The organism is Terriglobales bacterium (genome assembly GCA_035651995.1).
GTDB lineage: Bacteria > Acidobacteriota > Terriglobia > Terriglobales > Acidobacteriaceae > DASRER01.
In genome coordinates this window covers 1-23070 of record DASRER010000026.1, presented here as the reverse complement: position 1 = coordinate 23070, position 23070 = coordinate 1, and the positions used below count along the sequence as shown (strand labels likewise).

The following is a 23070-nucleotide window of genomic DNA, read 5'->3' as shown; positions in this document are numbered from 1 at the left end:
GAATTCGCTGGCGAGATTGCCGTCCAGCGGTTTTAGGCGCAGCAAACGGCCCGTAAGCGGCGACGAGACGCCGCACGGAGGTTCACTTGTACCGTTCGAGCCCGTTTGATCTCGGAAACGCAATTACCGACTTCGACTCCATCCGCATCAGCCTGGCCTCGCCGGAGAAGATCCGGAGCTGGTCGCACGGCGAGGTGACCAAGCCGGAGACGATCAACTACCGCACCTTCAAGCCGGAGCGCGATGGGTTGTTCTGCGCGCGCATCTTCGGCCCGGTCACCGACTGGGAGTGCCTCTGCGGCAAGTACAAGCGCATGAAGCACCGCGGCGTGATCTGCGACAAGTGCGGCGTGGAAGTGACCCTGAGCAAGGTCCGCCGTGAGCGGCTGGGCCACATCGAGCTGGCGTCGCCGTGCTCGCACGTGTGGTTCTTCAAGGGACTGCCGTCGCGGATCGGCCACCTGCTCGACATCTCGCTGCGCGACCTCGAGTCCGTTCTCTACTTCGAGGCGTACGTCGTGCTCGATCCCGGCGAAGCGCCGGTGAAAGAGCGCGAGATCATCAAGGAAGAAGCGAAGTTCCGCGAACTCGACCAGCAGTTCCGCGCCACCGGCTTCAAGGGCATGATGGGCGCCGAGGCCATCAAGGAGCTGCTCAAGCGCGTGGACGTGGAGGAACTCTCCAACGAACTGCGCGAGAAGATGAAGCACGAGACCTCGCTGCAGAAGCGGCTGAAGTACGCCAAGCGGCTGAAGGTGGTGGAAGCGTTCCGCAAGAGCGGCAACAAGCCGCAGTGGATGATCCTGGACGTGATCCCGGTCATCCCGCCGGAGCTGCGTCCGCTGGTGCCCCTGGACGGCGGCCGGTTCGCGACGTCGGATTTGAACGACCTGTATCGCCGGGTGATCAACCGCAACAACCGGTTGAAGAAGCTGATGGACCTGCACGCGCCCGAGGTCATCGTGCGCAACGAGAAGCGCATGCTGCAGGAAGCGGTGGACGCGCTGTTCGACAACGGCCGCCGCGGCCGCGTGCTGCGCGGCGCCAACAACCGCCCGCTCAAGTCGCTCAGCGACACGCTGAAGGGCAAGCAGGGCCGCTTCCGCCAGAACCTGCTGGGCAAGCGCGTGGACTACTCGGGCCGATCGGTCATCGTGGTCGGTCCGGAACTCAAGCTGCACCAGTGCGGCCTGCCCAAAAAGATGGCGCTGGAGCTGTTCAAGCCGTTCATCTATCACCGGCTGGAGCAGACCGGCAACTGCACCACCATCAAGCAGGCAAAGGAGATGGTGGAGCAGCAGGAACCCATTGTTTGGGACATCCTGGAAGAGGTCATCAAAGACCACCCGGTGCTGCTGAACCGCGCGCCGACGCTCCACCGCCTGGGCATCCAGGCGTTTGAGCCGGTGCTGGTGGAAGGCAAGGCCATCAAGATCCATCCGCTCGTCTGCACGGCGTTCAACGCCGACTTCGACGGCGACCAGATGGCAGTGCACATTCCGCTTTCGCCGGAGGCGCAGGTTGAAGCCAGCGTGCTCATGCTGAGCTCGCACAACATCCTGTCGCCGGCGTCGGGGCACCCGATCACCGTGCCCACGCAGGACATGGTGCTGGGCATCTACTACCTGACCAAGTCCAAGCCGGGCGCCAAGGGCGAGGGACGCGCCTTCGCCAACATCGACGAAGTGCTGCTCGCGCTCGAAGCCGGCGAAGTGGAAACGCTCACGCCCATCCGCCTGCGCTACTCGGGAGAAGTGATTGACCTGCTCCAGGCGTATGACGACCAGGACGTGATGCATACCGACCCGATCGTCCTCGAGCGGCAGTTCGTGAACACGACCGTTGGCCGCGCCATCCTGAACGACCACCTGCCGGAGGGCATGCCGTTCATCAACGGATTGCTGAAGAAGAAGGGCATCGGTCAGCTGGTGAACTACACCTATTTGCGCTTCGGCCTGGAGACGACGGTCAAGATGCTCGACGGGATCAAGCAGCTCGGGTTCCTGTACGCGACGCGGGCGGGCCTCTCGATCGGCATCGACGACATGGTCATCCCCGAGCACAAAAAGACCCTGGTCCGCGACGCCGACAAGCAGGTGATCGCCGTGCAGCAGCAGTACCTGGACGGCGCCATCACCAACGGCGAGCGCTACAACAAGGTAGTGGAGATCTGGTCGAACGTGACCGAAAAGGTCGCCGACGAGATGTTCGGCGTGATGCAGGAGACGGACAAGTCGGGCAGCATCAACCCGATTTACGTCATGGCCGACTCGGGCGCGCGCGGATCGAAGCAGCAGATCCGCCAGCTCTCGGGCATGCGCGGCCTGATGGCCAAGCCGTCGGGCGAGATCATCGAGACGCCCATCACCGCCAACTTCCGCGAAGGACTGACGGTGCTGGAGTACTTCATCTCGACGCACGGCGCGCGCAAGGGCCTGGCCGATACGGCGCTGAAGACCGCCGATTCGGGCTACCTGACCCGGCGCCTGGTGGACGTGGCGCAGGACGTGATCGTCAGCGAGCCGGATTGCGGCACGGTGGACGGCATCTACGTCGGCTCGATCGTGGAGTCGGGCGAGATCATCGAGCCGCTGCGCGACCGCATCGTGGGCCGCGTGTCGCTGGAGAAGATCAAGGACTACGAAGGCAACGTGATCGTTGACATCAACCAGGAGATCACCGAAGACCTGGCGTCGGCCATCCAGTCGGCCGGCATCGAGCGGGTGAAGATCCGCTCCGTGCTGACCTGCGAATCCAAGCGCGGTGTCTGCGTGATGTGCTACGGACGCAACCTGGCTTCAGGACGCCTGGTCGAACTGGGCGAGGCGACGGGGGTGATCGCGGCGCAGTCCATCGGCGAGCCGGGCACGCAGCTCACCATGCGCACATTCCACATCGGCGGAACGGCGTCGCGGGTGTCGGAGCAGTCGCGCCTGGAAGCCAAGAACAACGGCACGGTGCGCTTCATCGGCCTGCAGACGGTCCGCAGCAAGGCGGGCGACCTGGTGGTGATGAACCGCAACGGCTCGATTGCCGTAGTGGATGAGCGCGGACGCGAGCGCGAGCGCTACTCGGTGGTGTACGGCGCCAAGGTGAAGGTGGAAGAAGGCGCGCAGGTCACGCTGGGCCAGGTGCTGGTCGAGTGGGACCCGTACACGTTCGCCATCCTCACTGAAATCGGCGGCCAGGCGGGCTTCAAGGACTTGCAGGAAGGCCTTACGCTCCACGAAGAAGTGGACGAGGTCACCGGCTTGTCGCGGCTGGTGGTCACCGATTCGCCGGATGAGAAGCGCCAGCCCGCGATCGTCATCAAGGGCAAGAGCACGCGCCGGTACCTGATGCCGTCGCGCGCCCACCTGATGGTGCAGGACGGCGACACGGTTTATCCGGGCGACGTGCTGGCCAAGATTCCGCGCGAAACGACCAAGACCAAGGACATCACCGGCGGTCTGCCGCGCGTGGTCGAGCTGTTCGAGGCCCGCAAGCCGCGCGAGACGGCCGTCATCAGCGAGATCGACGGCGTGGTGAAGTTCGGCGAGATCTCCAAGGGCCAGCGCAAGATTTACGTCACCGCCGACAACGGCACGGAGAAGGAGTACTCGGTGCCGCGCGGCGTGCACGTGAACGTGCAGGAAGGCGAGCGCGTGAGGGCGGGCGAACCGCTGATGGACGGCCCGCTCAACCCGCACGACATCCTGGCCGTGCTCGGAGAGAAGGAGCTGCAGGCCTACCTGGTGAACGAAATCCAGGAGGTCTACCGGCTCCAGGGCGTGAACATCTCCGACAAACACATCGAGGTGATCGTGCGCCAGATGATGCGCTGGGTGAAGGTGGAAGACGTGGGCGACACCCAATTCCTGCTGGAGCAGCAGGTGGACAAGTTCCGCTTCCGCGAAGAGAACGAGCGCGTGATCCAGAACGGCGGCCGCCCGGCAACGGGACGACCGCTGCTGCTGGGTATCACGAAGGCGTCGCTCTCCACCGAGTCGTTCATCTCGGCGGCATCGTTCCAGGAGACCACGCGCGTGCTCACCGAAGCCAGCATCCAGGGCGCGGTGGACCACCTGCGCGGCCTGAAAGAGAACGTCATCGTGGGACGGCTCATCCCCGCCGGCACGGGCATGGAGTACTACCGCAACGTGCGGCTCTCGCCCGAACTGGAAGAGGCCGCCCAAAAGGTGCAGGAAGAGGTGTCGCGCGAGTACGAGGAAGCCGAGCGCGCCCTCGAAATGCTGCGCCAGGAAGGCGAAGCCGAGGAACTCGCTGCGGAGTAGTCCTCATCAACTCAATTCAACAGGCCCGGCGGAAATGGCCGGGCTTTTCTTTTGCGCGCGCGGACTCCGTTTAACGTCCATGCCCGGCTGATTTTCATGCATCTGGCCGGGACAGATGTGTATCTTCACGTCATGTTCTACCTCACGCTGCTGCTCACCATCGCCGGCAGTGTTGTGTACCACGTGGCGCAGAAGTCCACTCCGCGCGGAGCGAACCCGTTCCTGTCGCTGGCCGTGAGCTTCGGCACTGCAGCGCTGGCCTGCCTGCTGCTGTTGCTGGCCACCGACAGGCGCTCGGCTTCGTCGCAGGGGCTCGGGCAGCTGAACTGGACGAGCCTGGCGCTGGGCGCATCGGTGCTGGCGGTGGAGGTCGGATTCCTGCTCGCCTATCGCAATGGCTGGCGAATCAACGTTGCGTCGCTGATCTCCAACAGCGTTGTCTCGCTCGTGCTGATCGTGATCGCGGCCCTTTTCTTCGGGGAGCGAGCGTCAGGACGCACGCTGGCCGGCGTGGGATTGTGTCTGGGCGGCCTGTGGCTGCTGCTGGGGCGCTGAGCGAAGCGCCGGAACAGCTCTGCGCTTATCAGGCAGCCAAGGGCGAAGCGCTGACCGAGTGATCTTGCGGCGACGGGGAACACTGCCAGCCATTGCCGCACTCCTCGCCGCGCCTTTAAGCTAGCGTGCACGATGGCGGCAACTCTGCGCGCGCTGGCGCTGTTTCGGCGTGCCCTGGCGCGCTCGCTGGAAGACGACGTTTTCGGCGTTGCCAAGGCGGCGGCCTATTCCGCCATCCTTACGCTGTTTCCCGCGCTGCTCGTGCTGGCCTCCATTCTTGCGTACACGCATCTGACCGAAGCCTTCCTGAAGCAGGCGTCGTTTGCGCTGGGGCGCGTGCTGCCGGGAGGGACCAGCGCCGCCGCATTGCGCTACTTCACCGGGCCGCAGCAGCGGCCCATGCGCCTGCTGGTCACAACCTCGATCATCACGTTGTGGACGGCGAGCGGTGTGGTGATGTCGTGGATGGAAGGATTCCGCTACGCCTACCAACTGCCCGCCAGTTGGGGGCTCATCAAGTCGCGGCTGATCGCGCTGGCGCTGGTGGTGGGGGCGCTGGCGCCGATGACGTTCGCCACGCTGCTGGTGGCGTTCGGCGGCCAGATCGAGGCGTGGGTGGTTCTGCACAGTACGCGCGTATTGGGGCCGTACATCCTGCTGGCGTGGACGGGTGTACGCTCGGTGATCGCCACGCTCACCAGCATCGCGGTGATCGCTGTGATCTACCACTTCGCGGTGCCGCGCACGCAGCCGTGGCACAGCGTGCTGCCCGGGGCGACACTCGCGACCGGCATGTGGTTGGGCGCCACCATCCTGTTCGGCTGGTACCTGAACCACGTGGCGCAGTACAGCCTGATCTACGGATCGCTGGGGGTGGCCATCGCGCTGCTGGTGTGGATGTACATCGTGTCACTCATCATCCTGTTCGGCGCCGAGGTGAACGCGCTGTTGTTTCCGCGGGCGACAAACGCCGGCAGCATGACGGGAGAAGGCGGGCATCAGCTACACTGACCGGGGCGCTTCGCGGCATCCAATGTTCGAATGAACGCCACTTCCAACCTCACACTGGAGCGGGCGCTGGCAGAGCCTGAAAGCGAGGCGGCGGCGAAGCACGCGCGGCGCGCCAAGATCGTGTGCACGATCGGGCCGGCGTCGAGCACAGAGGCCGGCATTCGCGACCTGATGCGCGCCGGCATGGACGTGGCGCGGCTGAATTTTTCCCACGGCACCCACGAGGAGCACGCGCGGGTGATCGAGCGCCTGCGCCGTGCCGCGCAGAAGGAAGAGCGGACCATCTGCATTCTGCAGGACCTGCAGGGGCCGAAGATCCGCACCGGGCGGTTGAAGTACCGCACGCCGGTGATGATCAAAGCAGGCTCGCGGGTGGTGCTCACGCCGCGCGACGTGCCGGGCACGGCGACGCTGATTTCTCACAATCTGCCGGTGCTGGCGACGGAAGTTCAGCCGGACTCACGCATTCTGCTCTTCGACGGGCTGATCGAGCTGCGGGTGCGCGCGGTGCACGGCGATGACGTGGAGTGCGAGGTGATCAACGGGGGACTGCTGCACGAGCACCAGGGCATCAACCTGCCGGGCGCGGTGATGAGCCTGCCGTCGCTGACGGAAAAAGACGAGAAAGACCTGGACTTCGGCGTGCGCCATGGCGTGGACGTTATCGCCATGTCGTTCGTGCGCACCGCCGACGACGTCCGCGCCGCCAAGAAGCGGGTGGTGGACCGGCGCTCCGACATCCCGGTGATCGCCAAGCTGGAAAAACCGCAGGCGATCGAGCACCTGGAGGAAATCTTCGAGGTGGCCGACGGCGTGATGGTGGCGCGCGGCGACCTGGGCGTGGAATTGCCGCCGGAGAAGGTGCCGGTCATTCAGAAGCACATCATCCGCCGCGCCGCCGCGTGGCGGAAGCCGGTGATCACGGCGACGCAGATGCTCGAGTCCATGATTGAAAACCCGCGGCCCACGCGGGCGGAGGCCAGCGACGTAGCGAACGCCATCTTCGACGGCACCGACGCGGTGATGCTGTCGGCCGAAACGGCCAGCGGCAAGTACCCGCGCGAGGCGGTGACCATCATGGCGCGGATCATCGTGGAATCGGAGCTGCACATGGGGCAGGAGCAGCAGCATCACCGGCGGCGGGAGCACCGGCAGCTCTCGATCGCGGAGACCATCTGCGAATCGGTGGCGCACGCCGCCATGGATCTCGACATGCGCGCCATCGCCGTCTACACGGAGACGGGAAGAACGGCGCGGCTCATTTCCAAGTACCGGCCGAAAGCACAGGTATTCGCGTTCACCTCGGCGCCGGAGGTGGCGAACCGCTGCAACCTGTTCTGGGGCGTGCGGCCATCGCACGGGCAGGCCTCACTCTCGGCGGACGACATGGTTTCACGTGCCGAACAAAGTCTGCTGGAGGCGAACGTCGTGCTTCCCGGCGACGTGATCGGCGTGGTGGCGGGCACGCAGATGGCTTCAGGCTCGACCAACTTCATGCGCCTGCACGTGGTGGGCGGGCCGACAGGCGGACATGGGGAGCGGCGCCGGGGACATCGGCGGAAAGCGCCGCGTTGGAAGGGAAACGACCGGCGGAGGAGCTAAACCCGGTTCACGCAAAGGACACGAAGGTCGCACGAAAGGGCTGGGAACAGCACTCTTCGCGCGACCTTGGTGGCCCGGGTGAAACCCGTAGTGCGAACTACTTCTTGTCCCCAGCCGGCTTCGCGGCGGCGGCCTTTGTGGCCTTGCCGTCCATCATCGTCTTCCAGGTTTTGCCGCCGTCTTCGGACACGTCGAACTTCATGGTGTAAGCCGTCGGCGACTCCTCGTGGATGAGGAAGCGGCCGTCGTAGGTCTTGCCGCCGTGGGTTTCGCGATTGGTCCAGGTCCAATCGCTGCCTTTGACGGTGCCAGTGGATTCCGATGCCATCCCCATGCTGTCGAAACCATGGTAGGTGTACACCTTCTTCTCCGGGTCATAGCCGAAATAGGCAACGCTCTTCATCGGCGCTCCAGCCATGCTGCCGGTTGAGTTCATGGTGAGGAAGAAGCCGTTGAAGCTCCACGTGTTGTGGTCTTTTCCGGTCCACTTCCCGCCAGGACCCATAGGCCCGGGCTGCATCGTGCCTTCCGCTGTCCAGTCACCGAGGTAGTAGTTCAAGCGCTTGAGCTCAGGCGCGGGTTTCGGCGGGCCAGCCGGGGCTTGCGCCCACAGCGACACCGAAAGTACGCACACTGCGCAGAGAAGGGTGAGAGCTGTCTTGCGCATATCTTGTTCCTCCTGAGGGGCCTGTCAAATCAGGAATCGGGCCATGATAGCAGGGGGCCGTGTTCCCTGGCAGAAAGGCGGCCAGAAATCGGGGAACACGGGGTTGGAACCGGGTCAACGGCCGGTGCGAGCGGTCAGTGCACCCAGCGCGATTCGCTGTCGTCCTTGTCGCCGCCGGAGGGTTTGTCGCTGCCGGGGCCGCGGTAGTTGCCGTACTCGTCGAAGAAGTGACTGCGCGGTGTGCCGGCTTTTTCCTGGTCGGCGCTGACCTTGCGCATGTAGACCTCGAACTTGCGGGCGGCGCGGCGGCGCTTCCACTTGAAGTAGCGGTTGCGGAGGCCGTAGTAGCTCTCGGAGAAGACGTAGCCCATTCCGCGGCGCGGCATCCAGCGCACCCAGGCGTAGCCGAAGAACAGGCCGCCGAGATGCGCGAAGCTGGCGATCCCGCCGGCCTCACCAAACGCGCCGGCAACGGCGACGAAGATAAGGATCGCGACCATGTACTTGGCCTTGATCCGGAACGGGAACGGGAACAGGAACAACTCCTGCTCGCCGTAGAGCAGGCCGAAGGCCATCAGGATGCCGTACACGCCGCCCGAGGCGCCGACGGTGGGCTGAAGCGGCGAAACGCCGAGCACATGCGTGTAGGAAATCCCAATCGTGGTGAGCGCCGCACCGGCCACACAGAAGAAATAGAACTGGAGGAAACGGCCCGATCCCCAATCGCCCTCCAGCGTGGCGCCGAACATCCACAACGAAAGCATGTTGAAGAGGATGTGGAAGAGCCCGAGGTGAAGGAAGGAGTAAGTCGCGACCTGCCAAAGGTAGCCATGCCGGACGACCGCGTCCGGAAGTAGCCAAAGGGCGCTCGTAATCAGCCCGGCTGCATCGCGCGCGGTGGCGTGCAGCAGCAGCGTGAGCAGGAAGACGCCGGTGTTGGCCAGCAGCAGCCACTTTACCGCCGGGGTGAACGGCGGAAAGCTGAGCGACATGCCTCCGTAAGAGCGGCGCATTGGCGAACGAGCCAAACGGTACTCCTGTTGAAGTTACGCTATCCAGCGCCGGCCAGAAACGCCTGTCCTATCTTACGGCGGCGTCACTCTTCATAGGTGACGCGACGCTCGCGTCCGCTGGGACGCGGGATGACCGCCAGGCTGCGGTGCCCGTTCTTGTCTACGGCGCGCACCGCGAACATGACGTTATCCTTGGATTCATCCACCACCGCCCTGGTCTCACGGCCGACGTTGCGGGCGTGTTGCCAGTCGGGTGCGGTGGTCAGCCGCCAGAGAACCTCCACGCTGACGCCTTCGGGCACCGCGTCCCACGTAAGGGTGGTGCTGTTGCCCGGCGCGCGCATGTTGATGCGGACATTGGCCGGGGGCGGCGGCCCCGAAGCGAGCGATGCCAGCGTGGCGGCGTTCACCCGCGCCACGTTGGCGGTGTAGTCGAAATCGACGAACTTGGGCAAATCACCATATTCAATGCCGTTTTCGGTCCTCACGTACTGGTGCTGGTGGTTCAGGTCCTCGCGATCCTCGGTCAGGCGCACGGCGGCGAAGCCCTCCCGGTTGAAGGAAGTGTGATCGCCGCCGCGGCCGAAGCGGTCAGCGCGGAAGATCATCTCCGGCATGAACCGGAACTTGGGCAGGTAAGCGCGGCCCACGTCGCTGATGTACCGCGCAACCTGGCGGGATGGGGAATCATTCTCCCAGCCGTAGCGCCGTATGCGCCGGATTTCGGCGGTGTCTGCCGCCAGCGGCAGGCCCTCGGAGAAAACCCGCACCCGGCGCGGGTTTCGGCCGGTGTCGCCCGGAGTGCGGTTGCCGCCAACGATGTCGTTGTTCAGGGCGGCGATCAGGTTCCAGCCTTCCTGCTTCGCCATGCGGGCAAAATGCAGGCTGCCGTTCAGCCCCTGCTCTTCGCCGGGAACGGTAAGAAAAATGATCGTCCCCGGAAACCTGTGCTTACTCAGGACGCGCGCGCACTCCAGGCTCACGGCCGTTCCGCTGCCGTCGTCGTTAGCGCCCGGCGCCTGCGCGATGAGATCCACCGAGCCCGGATTGACGGGCGCCGGCTTTCCCGGCTCGGAAAGCGGCGGCTCCTCGCCCGGCTTGAGCGGTGTGAGCACGATGGTGTCGTAATGGCCGGTGACGAGGACCATTCGCTTCGCAGCATCGGGATCACTACCGCGGAGCACGGCGTAGACGTTGGTCATCTCCGTCGGCTTGGGGATGCGTTCGCCGGGCGGCTGGATGAAGCTGTCAACGTGCACTTCGAGGCAGCCGCCGCACTCGGCGGAGTAGCGCTCGAATTCGCTCTTGATCCACTCGCGCGCGGCGACCACGCCCTGTCCCTTTTCCTTGAGCGTGGGATCACCGGAGCCGAGGCTGTTACGGCTGTTGAAGCTGACCAACTTCTCGATGATGGCGCGAATGCGCGCGGCGGAAATCTCCCTGATGGCGGCGGCAATCTGCGGATCGACCGGCATGCGGGGCACGGGTTCAGCCGATGCCGAGCGCGCCGCGGCGCCGCGGCTGGGAGCATTGGCCTTTGCTTCGGGCTTCCCTGTGGCTTGGGGTGTTGAAGCGGTTTGGGCAACCAGCGTAACCGCGACGAACATCAGTGAGACGAATTTGAGCCGACGGTGTGAGTTCAGACGCATCTTAACGAGCCTTTGTTCTTGCGTCGCGCCGCCCGTTCGCGCGCGTGCAGCGGGCGAGGTCAGGCCCTCGGGAGACTTGACGCGTGATTGGCGAGCTTCTAAATATAACAGGAGCGATGCGCGCCGCAGCCCCTGGGGCCGCGCTGCAAGCCGCCAAGCAAGGAGACGCGCAGTCGCGATGCACGAGGAGGTTTATGGTTCTCTGTCCGGAATGCGAAACGGATCTCGACATCGAGGAAGACGAGGTCGATGAAGGCGAGATCGTCTCCTGCCCGGAGTGTGGGTCCGATTTCGAGGTCGTCACCACCAATCCGCTTGAACTGAACAAGGTGGCGGAGGAAGAGGGCGAGGAGGAAGAGGAGTCGGAGGACGGTGATTACTCCTGACTTCTTCCGGCGTCGTTTGGTTACGACCTCGCTGGTCGCACTGTTGCTGGCTGCCAACACGGCTGCGCCCGCAGCCGCCGGCGACAAGAAGCCCGCACCTTACGCGTTGATCTTCGGCACGGTGTACGGTCCCGATGACCGGCCCCTGTACGGCGCTGCCGTCAAGATACGCCGCGCCGACAAGAAGAAGGCGCAATACGAATTAATGAGTGACCATCGCGGAGAGTTCGCCCAGCGCGTCCCGCCGGGGCCCGCCGATTACGTCGTCTGGATCGACGCCCGCCTGAACGACGGCAAGAAGGACAAGAAGGAAAAGAAAGAAAAAGCGAAAGGCGTGGACGTTACCGCCGATACTGCCCTTCCGGGCCGGGAGGCCAAAGTCCACATCAATGCCGAGGAACGCGTGGACATCAGCCTGCATCTAAGAGAGTAGAAGCTCAAACAAAGCGCTACCGGCAGCTGGGCTACTGGCAGGAACCAGGGGCGTGCGGGCGGTTGTTTGCGGCTACAATGGGTCAGGGAGGCAGGTTTGAAACGGCTCCTGATGATCGCGGGCCTAAGCGTCGCACTGCTGGCTGTCGCGGCGGCGCAAAAGCAGGACAAAAACGCGAGCCAGCTGCGCTCGGTGACCGGCACCGTCCTGGGCAAAGAGGACGCCCCGTTGCCGAACGCCATCGTGTATCTGAAGAACACCAAGACGCTCGCGGTGCGCACCTACATTGCCAACGCGAGCGGGGAGTTCCAGTTCAACGCGCTCTCGCCCAACGTGGATTACGAGTTGTTCGCCGAGTACGACGGGAAGAAGAGCCCCACCAAGACGGTCAGCTCATTTGATTCGCGCACCAAAGTGCACCTGAACCTGCATATCGACGCGGAGCCGAAGAAGGCGTGATCCCGGGTGACGAGCGGCAGCCGGCCGCGCATTGGCAACCTCCTGCGAGGCGCGGGCTGTTGTCCATTTCCGAACGTCGCCACCCGCCAGCGAACACTCTCGTTGTATTCCTCCCAGCTGTCGCCTATTAGAATCAGATACTTACAGCACCCGAAAGAACCTGCAGTTTGCTCCAGCAGGGGCCCGGCAACTGGCAGCTAGTTCTGGTCGTTTCCCGCCCGCTTCCAGGTCATCAGCTCTTCCAGCGTCGTGGTGGCGCTGGAAGCCGGGTGCTTGTAGGCCTCGACGTCGGCGCGGCTGGCTTCCTCGCCCACGGCGCGCAGGCTGAGGCCGACCTTCTTCTCATCAGGATTCATCTTGATGATCTTGAAGTCGTGCTCCTGGCCGGGTTCGAGCTTGATGGGGTGTCCGTCTTCGCCGACGGCTTCCGAGTTGTGGCACAGGCCCTCGATGCCCTCGGCCACTTCGACGAACGCGCCGAAGCTGGCCACGCGCAGCACCTTGCCGTGCACCACGTCACCGATGCGATGCGTGCTGAAAAACGTCTCCCACACGTCGGGCTGGAGCTGCTTGATGCCGAGTGACAGGCGCCGATGCTCGGGCTCGATGGCGAGCACGACCGCCTTCACCTTGTCGCCCTTCTTCAGAACTTCCGACGGATGCTTCACGCGCTTGGTCCAGCTCAGGTTGCTCACGTGCACAAGCCCATCGATCCCGTCTTCGATCTCGACGAAGGCGCCGAAGTCGGTGAGGTTGCGCACGCGGCCTTCGACCGGCGAGCCGACCGGGTACTTTTCGTGCAGTGACTCCCAGGGATTCGCTTCCAGCTGGCGCAAGCCGAGCGAAATGCGGCGCTCGGTGGGATTCACGTTGAGCACAACCGTTTCCACCTGGTCGCCCACGTTGACGATCTTCGACGGGTGCTTCATGCGCTTGGACCAGGTCATTTCACTGACGTGGACCAGGCCCTCGATGCCCTGCTCGAGCTCGATGAAGGCGCCGTAATCGGTCACGCTGATGACGCGGCCCTTCACGTGCGCTCCCACCGGGTAGCGATGCGCGGCGTCGAGCCACGGATCGGGCGTGAGCTGCTTGAAGCCGAGCGAGACACGCTGCTTTTCCTTGTCGTACTTCAGCACCTTCACCTGGATCTCGTCGCCCACCTGCACCAGGTCGCGCGGGTGCGTGAGGCGTCCCCAGGACATGTCGGTGATGTGGAGCAGACCGTCAATGCCTCCGAGATCTACAAAAGCGCCGTAGTCGGTGAGGTTCTTCACCGTGCCGGTGAGCACCGCGCCTTCCTGCAGGTGCTCGAGGGTCTTGGAGCGCTTCTCGGAGAGCTCTTCTTCCAGCAGCTGCTTGCGCGAAACGACCACGTTGCCGCGCTTCTTGTTGAGCTTGATGATGCGGACTTCGATCTCCTGGCCCTTGTAGCCGTCCAGGTTGCGCACCGGGCGCAGGTCCACCTGCGAGCCGGGCAGGAAAGCGCGAGCGCCGAGAATGTCGACGTTGAGCCCGCCCTTGACGCGGTCAATCACGCGTCCTTTGATGGCGTGCTTGGAGTTGTACGCCGCCTCGATTTCGTCCCAGGCGTGCAGGCGGGCGGCCTTCTGGTGCGAGAGCTTGGTGTAACCCTCTTCGGTCTCGCCGCGCTCGATCATGACGGCAATCTCGTCGCCCGACTTCAGGCGTACGTTGCCCTCGTGATCGCGGACTTCCTCGATGGGAACGAGGCCCTCGGACTTGGCGCCCACGTCGACCACCACGTGCGTCGGGGTGATCTTGACCACGGTGCCTTGAATGACGTGGTCGTCGGTGGGTGCGGCTTCGGTTTCGGCGGTGTAGCTTTCCAGTGCGGTGGCGAAATCTTCAGTCATCGGTTTGTTTTGCTCGTTGCGGATTGCGGGGGAAGGCCCGTGGCGCTGAGACGCCGCGGTTTCCACCGCCGTCGAAGTGGACGAATGCGTCCCACTTTCGGCAGTGCTCTCCGCCGTGTTTTGCGGGCGGGCTGTGGTGTCGTCGGCCAAGATTCTGGTCCAGTCTCGATCCGGGTACCCCGCGGGTCCTTGCGGCCAGGCGGCCCAGGAAAGACGGCGGGCGCTGGATTTCTTCGGTGTGATAGCCCTTGTCGGAAGACAGCGGGCTGGCGAAATCGAGCGGCCGGATCTTGCAACGCTAAGCGCGTCCAAGACTGCCATCGAATATAGCAACCGCGCTCTCGGAGTGTCAAACGAGCAGAGAGGGAAATTGAGCGTGCGACGGCGGACTTTCCACAGTTGGTGAACTACGGAACTGCGGAATTCCGAATGGATGCTCACCGTCGCTTACCGATCCCAGCGCTTACGGATTCCAGGCCGGCCATTCGGCGCTTCCGCAATTCCGCCGTCGCATCAACTCCGAGCGCATCTGTTAACCTCTTGCGCTAATGGACCACATCTTCACGCCGTGGCGGTATCAGTACATAAAGGATGCCGCCGCCAGCGAGGCCGCGGGGTGTGTTTTCTGCCGCCTGGCGGAGAGTAAAGACGATCGCGCGGCGCACATCGTGCACCGCGGCGAGCACTGCTACGTGGTGCTCAACATTTTTCCTTACACGACCGGGCACGTGATGATCGTGCCCTACGCGCACGTGGATGAGCTGCGCAAGTTGCCGGAGGCGCCCTCGGCGGAGATGATGCAGCTCTGCCGCAGCATGGAGGACGTCCTGCGGCAGCTATACTCGCCCGAGGGCATCAACCTGGGGATGAACATCGGCCGGGCGGCCGGCGCCGGCGTCGCCTCACACATCCACATGCACGTGCTGCCGCGCTGGGTGGCCGATTCCAACTTCATGACCACGGTCGGAGAGACGCGCGTCCTGCCCGAGTCGCTCGACACCACCTGGGAGCGCATGAAGAAACTCTTCTGACGCAACTTGCGGCCGAGCCTCCGCCCCGAGCAGGGCGTCGTCTGGAAATCTCCCATCACGCACCTCCCGCTGCTGCGCCATCGCATCTGAATGCTGCGGAGGAAACAAGGAGGCTCATGGCCCACAACGCCACGCCAGGGGACTACCAGTTCGCCGATGCCCGCGACGACGTGAAGCTCGGTGAAATTTGCGACGTGATCTTCGACCATGCCACCGGGGAAGTCCGCTACGCCGTGATTGGTTCCGGCGGGCTGCTGCGCGCGCGCCGCTTCCTGGTGACCGCCACCATGATTCGTCCCTACCAAACCTCGAAACTTCGAAACCTTGAAACGTCGAAGCCTGTTACCCCAGCATTTCTTCCATCTCTTTTTCGCCGATCACGGCCACGCCCAGCTCGCGCGCTTTGTCGAGCTTCGATCCTGCCTCGCTGCCGGCGATGACGTAGTCCGTCTTCTTGCTGACCGAGCCGGAGACTTTGCCGCCGGCGTCCTCGATAAGCTTCCTGGCCTCGTCGCGCGTGTGGCGCTCGAGTGTGCCAGTCAGGACGAATGTTTTGCCGGCAAGCTTGGTGCCGCGCTGCTTCTTCTCGCCCCGCATGCGCAGGCCGGCCTCCTGCAACGCTTCGACCAGCTTCACATTGCGCGCCTCGCCGAAGAATTCGCGAATGGCGGCTGAGACGCGCGGGCCGACCTCGGGCACTTCTTCAAGCTCCTCCTGTTTCGCCTCCATGAGCGCCTTGATGGAACCGAAGTGCTCGGCCAGCAGCTCGGCGGTACGCTCGCCGACGAAGCGGATGCCAAGACCATAGATCACACGATCCAGCGGGAGCTTCTTCGACGCTTCGATTTCGTCGAGCACGTTCTGCGCGCTCTTCTCACCCATACGCTCGAGCGTGAGGAGCTTTGCCTTGTCGAGGCGATAAATGTCGGCAACGTTCTTGACCAGGCCGCGCTCGGCGAGCTGGTTGACCAGCGCGTCGCCCATGCCCTCAATGTTCATCACGCCGCGCGAGGCGAAGTGCAGGATGCTCTCGCGCAGCTTCGCCGGGCAGTTGGCGTTCACGCAGCGGTGGTCGCTTTCGCCCTCCACGCGGACAACGTGGCCGCCGCACTCGGGGCAGCGGCTCGGCATCTCGAACCGACGCCGGCTGCGGCCCTTGCTCTCCACGCGCACGACTTTGGGGATGACGTCGCCGCCGCGCTCGACCACTACTCGGTCGCCGATCTCGACGCCAAGGCGCTCGATTTCATCCATGTTGTGCAGCGTGGCGCGGCTCACGGTGGTGCCGCCGATAGGGACCGGCGCGAGCCAGGCCACCGGCGTGAGCTTGCCGGTGCGGCCGACCTGCACGCGGATGTCCTCGACCGTCGTCATGCCCGACCTTGCCGCGTATTTGTAAGCGATGGCCCAGCGCGGCGCCTTGCCGGTAAAGCCGAGCTCGGGCCAGAGGGCTACGCGGTTCACCTTCACGACGATGCCGTCGATCTCGTAGGGCAGCGACTCGCGCTTGGCCTCCCATTCGCGGATGAACTCGAGAATCTCGTCGAAGTTTTTCGCCAGCCGCCGCCGCGGGTTCACTTTGAACCCGGCCGCGGCGAGCTGCTCCAGGTCTTCCCAGTGCTCTTGGCCGGCCACGCGGCCGTTCACGAGCAGAAAGTAGGCGTAGAAATCGAGCCGGCGCAGCGCGGTGATGTTGGGATCGAGCACGCGGACGGCGCCGGCGGCGGCATTGCGCGGGTTGGCGAACTTGGAGAGATTCTGCCGCTCGCGGTCTTCATTCATGCGCTCGAACGCCTTGATGGGCATGATGATCTCCCCGCGCACCTCGAACTTCTCGGGCAGGCGCGCTTTCTTCAGCGTCGCCGCGGAAAGCGACAGCGGCACCGAGCGCACGGTGCGGACGTTGGCCGTGACCTCTTCGCCAATGGAGCCGTCGCCGCGCGTGACGCCGCGGAGCAGCGCGCCATTCTCATACGTGAGCGCCAGCGACATGCCGTCGAGCTTCAGCTCGCAGACGTACTCCAGCCCGTCGCGCCCGGCGAGTTCGCGGACGCGCTTTTCCCAGGCGCGCAGCTCGTCTTCGTTGTAGGCGTTGTCGAGTGAGAGCATGGGCGAGGAGTGCCGCACCTTAGTGAAGCCTTCGCGCGGCTTCCCACCCACGCGCCGGGTGGGCGAGTCGGGAGTGACCAGTTCGGGATGCGCCGCCTCCAGGCGCTTGAGCTCGTTCATCAGGCGGTCGAATTCGGCGTCGCTGACCTCGGGATCGTCGAGCACGTAATAGCGGTGCTCGTGGTAGCGAATCTGGTCACGCAGCCTTTCGACGTCGCGCGTCACGGCCTTGCTTGCGGCTGCCATGGGAACAAACGATTATAAAAGCCAGACTGTTCACCGCAGGGACGCAGAGGGCGCGAAGAAAATGCTTACCGCGGATTCAGGCGGATGACCCGGATAGCTCTTCGTGTCATGAAGTGGTCCGCATTCATGCGCGTGAATCCGCGGCAGGGAGTTTTGTTCTCTGCGATCTCTGCGGTAAAACATCTTCCTCGCGTGCGTCGCGCAGCTTTGCTCTATAACCCGATTGCCGGACAGCGCCGCTCCCGCCGTCTTGCCGACGTCGAAGCGGCCGCCGCGGCGCTACGTGGCGGCGGAGTCGAGGCGCTGTGCGTTGCCACGCATGGCCCGGGGACTGCTTCTGGCCAGGCGCTCGAGCTGATCGCGGCCGGGTTCGACAGCATCCTCGCCTGCGGCGGCGACGGCACTGTGCACGAGGTCATGCAGGGCATGGTGGCGCAGCGGTCGCAGGCGGCGCTGGGCATGATTCCGGTCGGCACCGGCAACGCGCTCGCCGCCGACATCGGATTGCCGAAGCACGCCGTCCGCGCCGCCCGGGTGCTGCTCGCCGCCGAGCCGCGCCGCATCGCGGTGGGGCGCGTCGAGTGGGCGAGCTCTCCCGGCCGCCAGGCGGGCTCGCGCTACTTCATCGTCACCGCCGGCGTGGGCGCCGACGCTGCCATGCTTGATGAGCTGGCGTTGGCTGTAAAAGAGCGCCACGGCATGGCGGCGTACTACTGGCAGGCCTTGCGGCTGTTCTTCAGCTACCCGATGACGCCGTTCGTGGTCGACATTGAAGAGCCGGAGCGCCGCTCCCTGGTGGTCGCGCAGGTCCTGGCCACGCGCATCGCCAACTTCGGCGGCCTGATTCGCCGTGTGGCGCCCGGCGCCGACCTGCTGCGCCCCGAGCTGCGCCTGGTTCTGTTCACCACGCCGCGTCGTGACGCGTTTCTGCGGCATGCCTTCGCCTGTGCGGGTGGACGGGAGCGCCCGGTCGCAGGCGTGGAGATCGTCTCCGCGCGGAAGATCGTGTGCCGCCAACTTGCGGGGTCCGACCGACCGCACGGCAAATGGCCCGACACGACGCGACAACTCCGCGCCCAGGCCGACGGCGAACTGATTGGCGGGTTGCCGGTGCGGATGTCCGTCGTGCCCGACGCCCTCACGCTGCTCATGCCCGCGCGTCAGGCGAAGTGATACATTCGTGAGCTGAAATAGGACCGCTTACCGCGGATTGACGCGGACAAAACGCGGATTTGGGTTCCGCATGGCCCTAAATCCGCGTTGATCTTCGTCCATCCGCGGTGTGGTTTTCATTCTCACTTGGACCCGCTAACCCACTTCCTGACCGGCGCGTGCCTGGGCCGCTCCGGCTTCAACCGCAAGAGCGGACTCGCGACCGCGGTCATGACCATCGCCGCGGATATCCCCGATCTCGACGTGCTGGCCAACATTGGCGGGCCAGTGTTCGGCTTTGCGCATCATCGCGGCTTCACACATACATTCATCGGCGTGCCGCTCGACGCGGCGGCCGCCGTGTTGCTGGTCTACGGATGGCATCGCTGGCGGCTAAAGCGCGGACACAAGCCAAAGTTTGAGCCACGCTGGGGCCGGCTGTTCCTGTTCGCGTGCGTCGCGGCCCTCAGCCACCTGCTGCTCGACTTCACCAACAACTACGGCCTGCGCCCCTTCATGCCGTTCGACTACCACTGGTACGCGTGGGACATCGTGTTCATCGTGGAACCGGTGCTGCTGGTGGTGCTCGCGGGCGGACTCCTGTTGCCGCGGCTTTTCGGGCTGATCAACGAGGAAATCGGCGCGCGCAAGCGTCCTTTTCAGGGGCGTGGCGGCGCCATCACGGCGCTGGTGTTGATGTGCGCGCTGTGGGCGGTGCGCGACTACCAGCACCGGCACGCGCTGGCAGCGATGCGCGCGGTGACGTATGAAGACCAGGAGCCGCTGCGCGCAGCCGCGAACCCGTATCCCGGCAATCCGTTCGTGTGGCACGGCGTGGTGGAGACCGAGACGTTTTTCGAGACGGCGCCGGTGGATTCGCTGACGCCGCAGGTTGATCCGCGCGGCACCGCGCGCGTGTTCTACAAGCCGGAAGAGACGCCGGTCACACTGGCGGCCAAGAAATCGTACCTCGGGCGCATTTACCTGGATTGGGCGCGCTTTCCCATCACCGAGACGGAGCCGCTGCCAGGCGGCGGCTACCGCGTGAGCTTCTACGATCTGCGCTTTCGCTATCCGGGCATCGGGCGCAACACGCTGGGCGCGGCGGTGGTGCTCGACAAGAACCTGCGTGTGGTGGAAGAGGAGATGGGCGGGCTGCTGCGTCGGCGCAAGTCGGAGCGGCCGCCGGTGGATTAGTGCGCGCTTGACGCGCTCACATACCGCCGCAGACAATGAAGATTCCGGCCGATGCGCTTTGGCCTCGGCCGCGTGAGGACTTCATGCTGGCTTACGTTTACGTGATCTTCGCCACCATTCTGCGGCTGGTCCCGCATCCGTTTTCGTTCACGCCCGTCGGTGCGTCGCTGCTGTACTTTGGCGCGCGCGGGCCGAAGAAGCAGATGTGGGTGCCGGTGGCGATCCTGGCCGCGTCGGATTTGTTCCTCACGCTGGTGTTCTACCGCTACGCCTTCACGGCCGACCACTACTTCACCTGGGCGTGGTACGCGGGCGCCGTGCTGCTGGGAACGCTGCTGCGGCGCAATGCGAGCGTGCCGGCCCTGGCAGGCGCGTCGCTGGCCGCCTCGGTTTCGTTTTTCCTGGTGAGCAACTTCGCGGTCTGGGCGGTGTGGCCGACCTACGGACACACGCTCAACGGGCTCTGGCTGTGCTACGCGGCCGGCCTGCCGTTCTTCCGCAACACGGTCCTGAGCGACCTCGTATTTACCGCTGTGATGTTTGGCTTGCCGGCGCTGGCGACGGCGATGCGTCCGGCACGGCAGACGGCCATCTCCTAGCCTCAACGAAAACTGAGATGTAGAGACGCAGCTTGCTGCGTCTCTGTTCTTACGATGCGCGCGCCGGTTTCTTCTTGCCCCGCGTTATCACGTACAGCAGCACGCCTGCCAGAATCAATGCGGCCACGATCGTCAGCGTGAGCCAAGGGTGATCGCGCAGCGCTGCGCCCGTCACCACGACCACCTGCGGACCGAAGATCAGCACCAGCGCTGTGAGGATTCCGAAGCGGACGAGCCGGCCGAGAAAAATCGCGAGCAGATAGTGCCGCAGCCGCATGCGGAAGACCGCCGCCGCCAGCAGGAAGATTTTGAACGGCATCGGCGGCGGCAGCATGGCCGGAACCATCAGTGCAAAGAATTCCTGCTGCTCGAACTTCCGGCGCAGCTCTTCCATGCGGCGCGCCGGCACGCGTCTGCTCAGCAGCAGCTCGCCGCCCTTGTAGCCGATGCCATAAATCATGATGCTGCCCAGCGCCGAACCCGCCGAGGCGAGCAGGACATAGAGCCAGGATTCGGCGCGATGCGTGTACACATAGCCGGCAACGATGGCGTCAATGGGAAGGCCGAGAAAGGCGGAGTCAATGAAGCCGGCGAAGAAAACTCCCCACATGCCGAGCGGCTTCAGCGCCGCCCAGAGGAGCACCGAGTATTTCGCCAGGAACGTTTTCAGGGTCTGCAAGCAAGCATTGTAGCGAATGCTGGATTTTCGCCCGCGGCTAGTGCTCGGTCTTTCCTTCCAGCAGCGCCAGCGCGTGCGGGAGCACGTCGATCACGGCGAGCAGGGACTCGACGGCGCCTTTGGGGCTGCCGGGCAGGTTCAGCACGAGCGACTCGCCGCGTGAGCCGCAGACGGCGCGGCTCAGGATGGCCATCGGCGTCTTGGCTGCGCCCGAGGCGCGCATGTGCTCGGCGATGCCGGGCAGGAGGCGGTCACACACCGACAGGGTGGCTTCCGGCGTGACGTCGCGCGCCGCGACGCCGGTGCCGCCGGTGGTCACCACCAGCCGCGCCAGCCCGCAAAAGCGAATGATCTCGCGCGCGATCGCCTCACGATCGTCGGGCACGACGGCGGTGGCAGCCACGTGATAGCCGCGGTCAGCCAGCGCCTCGGCCACGCGCGGACCGGAGGCGTCGGCACGCGTGCCGGCGTGCGCAGAATCGCTCACGGTGAGCACGGCGGCGGTCATTGCATCGGGAGATGGCACAGGGAAAGGAGATCACTTACCGGCCGCGAACTAAGCCTCGAGAACGTTCTCTTCGGTATTGCGGTTGGCTTCGTCGAGCAGGCGCAGGCCTTCCATCAGCAGACCCTGGGTGGAGCGGGTGCAGGTCTGCTCGCTGCTTTTGCCGTTGAAGTCAATCTGGAAGTTGCCGCCCGTCCAGGCCAGCACCTTATAGACGGCGTCGTCGCCCTTCAGCGCGTCGTAGACGGCGTGGTTGATCTGCCCGTCGGCGAAGAACATTTCGCAGCGGTCGCCGTTGTTGGTCAGCACCAGCGAGCAGCTCTTCTTGCCCAGCTCGAGTGATTGCAGCAGGTCAATCACGTTCATCTGCGCCAGCGACCCGCGCAGCGCGCCGTCGCTGGGCGCCTCGCGCGCCATCTTTTCCAGCAGGATTTTGTCGATCACGCGCTTGATGCGCGAAACAGTGTCCTTGAGGAAAAACGGCTTCTCGATCAGGTCCTCGACCTGGTCCTGGAGCGGCTTCAGCTTTTCGCCGATGTCGCCCTTGCTGGCCATGAGGATAAAGCTGACTCTGGCGGTTTGCGAACGGCCTTTGAGCTTGGTGAGGAGCTGGCGGCCATCCATGCCGGCCATGGCGAAGTCGCTGATGATCAGGTCAGGCGGCGCCTCGATGGCCTTGAGCATGGCGTCGGCGCCGTCTTCGGCCACGGTGAGCTGGCCCATGGGCGCGAGCGCCTGTCGCAGCATCCCCAGCACCATGGGGTTGTCGTCTACCAGCATGATCTGAATGTTGGCAGGCATAGAAACAGCCGGATGCTCGACGCGGCCTTACCGCTTCCGCCGGCGCGCGTAGTCGCCGCTTTTGCCGCCGGACTTGCGCTCCAGCACCACTTCGCGGATCGAGATGCCCTTGTCCAGCGCCTTGCACATGTCGTACACGGTCAGGGCGGCGACGCTGGCCGCGACCAGCGCTTCCATTTCCACGCCGGTGGCCGCGGTGGTAGTTACCGTGGAGGCAATAGCGACGCCATTCTCGCACACCTCTGCACGCACATCAACGTGCGTCAGCGGCAGCGGATGGCACATGGGTATCAATTCGGATGTACGCTTGGCGGCCAGGATGCCGGCCAGCCGCGCCGCCTCCAGTGGATCACCCTTGGGGTTGCGGGGCAGCGCTTTCAGCACTTTTCGCGACATGGCTACGAACGCCGACGCCTCAGCCTCACGCCGCGTGGGCGCCTTGGCGGAGACGTCAACCATGCGGGCGCGGCCGCGAGAGTCGTAGTGTGAGAGCTTGCCCGTCATTGGGGGCATTGTAAAACCTGCCGCGGATTTACGCGGATGGACGCGGATACTTTCAATTGCGAAACTGCGGAATTGCCGAACTGCCGAATGGAAAGACCCATGCGCTCACGCTCGTTCATTCCCGCAACTTCCGCAATTCGGCAATGAGGTGATCGGCGTTCATCCACGGTGAGCTTTTATCGGTGACGTAACGTTGATTGTGTAAAAAGCGAGAGGGTGTAAGTTGGCTTTGCCTAGCAAGCGAAGCCGTTCCTGGAAAGGAGACCTACACCCGATGGCGAAGATAATCCGGATTGAGGAGCATTTCCAACATTTTCTGAA

20 protein-coding genes are annotated in these 23070 nt (G+C 64.4%); 11 read left to right on the top strand and 9 right to left on the bottom strand.

The window, feature by feature from the left end; translation table 11 throughout:
* The first annotated feature begins 86 nt into the window (after positions 1-86).
* The 4 genes from rpoC to pyk all read left to right on the top strand — a co-directional run bounded on the left by rpoC (position 87) and on the right by pyk (position 7442).
* Positions 87-4274 (top strand): DNA-directed RNA polymerase subunit beta', encoded by a 4188-nt coding sequence (gene rpoC / locus VFA60_09770; GenBank protein ID HZQ92068.1) that lies wholly within the window; start codon positions 87-89, stop codon positions 4272-4274.
* 132 nt (positions 4275-4406) lie between these two features.
* Entirely contained in the window at positions 4407-4829 is a 423-nt protein-coding gene (locus tag VFA60_09765; protein HZQ92067.1) for an EamA family transporter, read from the top strand.
* Positions 4830-4961: 132 nt separating this feature from the next.
* Positions 4962-5840 carry a YihY/virulence factor BrkB family protein gene (locus VFA60_09760; protein HZQ92066.1) on the top strand — a complete coding sequence of 293 codons (879 nt, stop codon included), beginning with the start codon at positions 4962-4964 and terminating at the stop codon, positions 5838-5840.
* 30 nt (positions 5841-5870) lie between these two features.
* Positions 5871-7442 carry a pyruvate kinase gene (gene pyk / locus VFA60_09755; GenBank protein HZQ92065.1) on the top strand — a complete coding sequence of 524 codons (1572 nt, stop codon included), beginning with the start codon at positions 5871-5873 and terminating at the stop codon, positions 7440-7442.
* 97 nt (positions 7443-7539) lie between these two features.
* On the opposite strand, the gene VFA60_09750 is transcribed toward pyk, so the two are convergent.
* The 3 genes from VFA60_09750 to VFA60_09740 form a co-directional block, all read right to left on the bottom strand.
* Positions 7540-8109: a DUF1579 family protein gene (locus VFA60_09750; protein ID HZQ92064.1), complete on the bottom strand. Its 570-nt coding sequence runs from the start codon at positions 8107-8109 to the stop codon at positions 7540-7542.
* A 134-nt stretch (positions 8110-8243) separates the two neighbouring features.
* On the bottom strand, positions 8244-9137 hold the full coding sequence (locus VFA60_09745; GenBank protein ID HZQ92063.1) for a rhomboid family intramembrane serine protease: 894 nt from the start codon (positions 9135-9137) through the stop codon (positions 8244-8246).
* Between the two features lie 68 nt (positions 9138-9205).
* Positions 9206-10597, bottom strand: coding sequence for a M20/M25/M40 family metallo-hydrolase (locus VFA60_09740; GenBank protein ID HZQ92062.1), 1392 nt, complete (start codon positions 10595-10597; stop codon positions 9206-9208).
* Between the two features lie 290 nt (positions 10598-10887).
* On the opposite strand from VFA60_09740, the gene VFA60_09735 reads away from it, so the two are divergent.
* The 3 genes from VFA60_09735 (at position 10888) to VFA60_09725 (ending at position 12049) form a co-directional block, all read left to right on the top strand.
* Positions 10888-11157 (top strand): hypothetical protein, encoded by a 270-nt coding sequence (locus tag VFA60_09735; protein HZQ92061.1) that lies wholly within the window; start codon positions 10888-10890, stop codon positions 11155-11157.
* Positions 11144-11590: a hypothetical protein gene (locus VFA60_09730; GenBank protein ID HZQ92060.1), complete on the top strand. Its 447-nt coding sequence runs from the start codon at positions 11144-11146 to the stop codon at positions 11588-11590. The genes VFA60_09735 and VFA60_09730 overlap by 14 nt, the downstream gene beginning before the upstream one ends.
* Positions 11591-11686: 96 nt before the next feature.
* Complete coding sequence (locus tag VFA60_09725) at positions 11687-12049, top strand: carboxypeptidase-like regulatory domain-containing protein (GenBank protein HZQ92059.1); 363 nt, start codon at positions 11687-11689, stop codon at positions 12047-12049.
* A gap of 197 nt (positions 12050-12246) precedes the next feature.
* Here the strand turns inward: VFA60_09725 and VFA60_09720 are convergent, their stop codons facing one another.
* Entirely contained in the window at positions 12247-14076 is a 1830-nt protein-coding gene (locus VFA60_09720; GenBank protein ID HZQ92058.1) for a 30S ribosomal protein S1, read from the bottom strand.
* 398 nt (positions 14077-14474) lie between these two features.
* Between VFA60_09720 and VFA60_09715 the strand changes: the two genes are divergently transcribed.
* On the top strand, positions 14475-14957 hold the full coding sequence (locus tag VFA60_09715) for an HIT domain-containing protein (GenBank protein HZQ92057.1): 483 nt from the start codon (positions 14475-14477) through the stop codon (positions 14955-14957).
* A gap of 342 nt (positions 14958-15299) precedes the next feature.
* Here VFA60_09715 and ligA read toward each other — a convergent pair whose 3' ends face one another.
* Positions 15300-17312 (bottom strand): NAD-dependent DNA ligase LigA, encoded by a 2013-nt coding sequence (gene ligA / locus VFA60_09710; GenBank protein HZQ92056.1) that lies wholly within the window; start codon positions 17310-17312, stop codon positions 15300-15302.
* Between the two features lie 192 nt (positions 17313-17504).
* Here ligA and VFA60_09705 point away from each other — a divergent pair, with 192 nt between their 5' ends.
* The 3 genes from VFA60_09705 (at position 17505) to VFA60_09695 (ending at position 20260) form a co-directional block, all read left to right on the top strand.
* Positions 17505-18485 carry a diacylglycerol kinase family protein gene (locus VFA60_09705; GenBank protein ID HZQ92055.1) on the top strand — a complete coding sequence of 327 codons (981 nt, stop codon included), beginning with the start codon at positions 17505-17507 and terminating at the stop codon, positions 18483-18485.
* A gap of 126 nt (positions 18486-18611) precedes the next feature.
* Positions 18612-19661, top strand: coding sequence for a metal-dependent hydrolase (locus VFA60_09700; protein ID HZQ92054.1), 1050 nt, complete (start codon positions 18612-18614; stop codon positions 19659-19661).
* Positions 19662-19744: 83 nt separating this feature from the next.
* Entirely contained in the window at positions 19745-20260 is a 516-nt protein-coding gene (locus VFA60_09695) for a DUF6580 family putative transport protein (protein HZQ92053.1), read from the top strand.
* A gap of 49 nt (positions 20261-20309) precedes the next feature.
* On the opposite strand, the gene VFA60_09690 is transcribed toward VFA60_09695, so the two are convergent.
* The 4 genes from VFA60_09690 to moaC are packed head-to-tail and all read right to left on the bottom strand — an operon-like array spanning position 20310 to position 22749.
* Positions 20310-20939 carry a VTT domain-containing protein gene (locus tag VFA60_09690; protein ID HZQ92052.1) on the bottom strand — a complete coding sequence of 210 codons (630 nt, stop codon included), beginning with the start codon at positions 20937-20939 and terminating at the stop codon, positions 20310-20312.
* A 37-nt stretch (positions 20940-20976) separates the two neighbouring features.
* Positions 20977-21447: a MogA/MoaB family molybdenum cofactor biosynthesis protein gene (locus VFA60_09685; protein ID HZQ92051.1), complete on the bottom strand. Its 471-nt coding sequence runs from the start codon at positions 21445-21447 to the stop codon at positions 20977-20979.
* A 48-nt stretch (positions 21448-21495) separates the two neighbouring features.
* Positions 21496-22245 (bottom strand): DUF4388 domain-containing protein, encoded by a 750-nt coding sequence (locus tag VFA60_09680; protein ID HZQ92050.1) that lies wholly within the window; start codon positions 22243-22245, stop codon positions 21496-21498.
* A 27-nt stretch (positions 22246-22272) separates the two neighbouring features.
* On the bottom strand, positions 22273-22749 hold the full coding sequence (gene moaC, locus VFA60_09675) for a cyclic pyranopterin monophosphate synthase MoaC (protein ID HZQ92049.1): 477 nt from the start codon (positions 22747-22749) through the stop codon (positions 22273-22275).
* Positions 22750-23070 lie beyond the last annotated feature (321 nt).

Bases quoted from the DNA above. Each gene is read 5' to 3' on its own strand.
- VFA60_09765 (HZQ92067.1), top strand. From the start codon at position 4,407: ATGTTCTACCTCACGCTGCTGCTCACCATCGCCGGCAGTGTTGTGTAC.
- VFA60_09760 (HZQ92066.1), top strand. From the start codon at position 4,962: ATGGCGGCAACTCTGCGCGCGCTGGCGCTGTTTCGGCGTGCCCTGGCG.
- pyk (HZQ92065.1), top strand. From the start codon at position 5,871: ATGAACGCCACTTCCAACCTCACACTGGAGCGGGCGCTGGCAGAGCCT.
- VFA60_09750 (HZQ92064.1), bottom strand. From the start codon at position 8,109: ATGCGCAAGACAGCTCTCACCCTTCTCTGCGCAGTGTGCGTACTTTCG.
- VFA60_09740 (HZQ92062.1), bottom strand. From the start codon at position 10,597: ATGCCGGTCGATCCGCAGATTGCCGCCGCCATCAGGGAGATTTCCGCC.
- VFA60_09735 (HZQ92061.1), top strand. From the start codon at position 10,888: ATGCGCGCCGCAGCCCCTGGGGCCGCGCTGCAAGCCGCCAAGCAAGGA.
- VFA60_09715 (HZQ92057.1), top strand. From the start codon at position 14,475: ATGGACCACATCTTCACGCCGTGGCGGTATCAGTACATAAAGGATGCC.
- ligA (HZQ92056.1), bottom strand. From the start codon at position 17,312: ATGGCAGCCGCAAGCAAGGCCGTGACGCGCGACGTCGAAAGGCTGCGT.
- VFA60_09695 (HZQ92053.1), top strand. From the start codon at position 19,745: ATGCTGGCTTACGTTTACGTGATCTTCGCCACCATTCTGCGGCTGGTC.
- VFA60_09685 (HZQ92051.1), bottom strand. From the start codon at position 21,447: ATGACCGCCGCCGTGCTCACCGTGAGCGATTCTGCGCACGCCGGCACG.
- VFA60_09680 (HZQ92050.1), bottom strand. From the start codon at position 22,245: ATGCCTGCCAACATTCAGATCATGCTGGTAGACGACAACCCCATGGTG.
- moaC (HZQ92049.1), bottom strand. From the start codon at position 22,749: ATGACGGGCAAGCTCTCACACTACGACTCTCGCGGCCGCGCCCGCATG.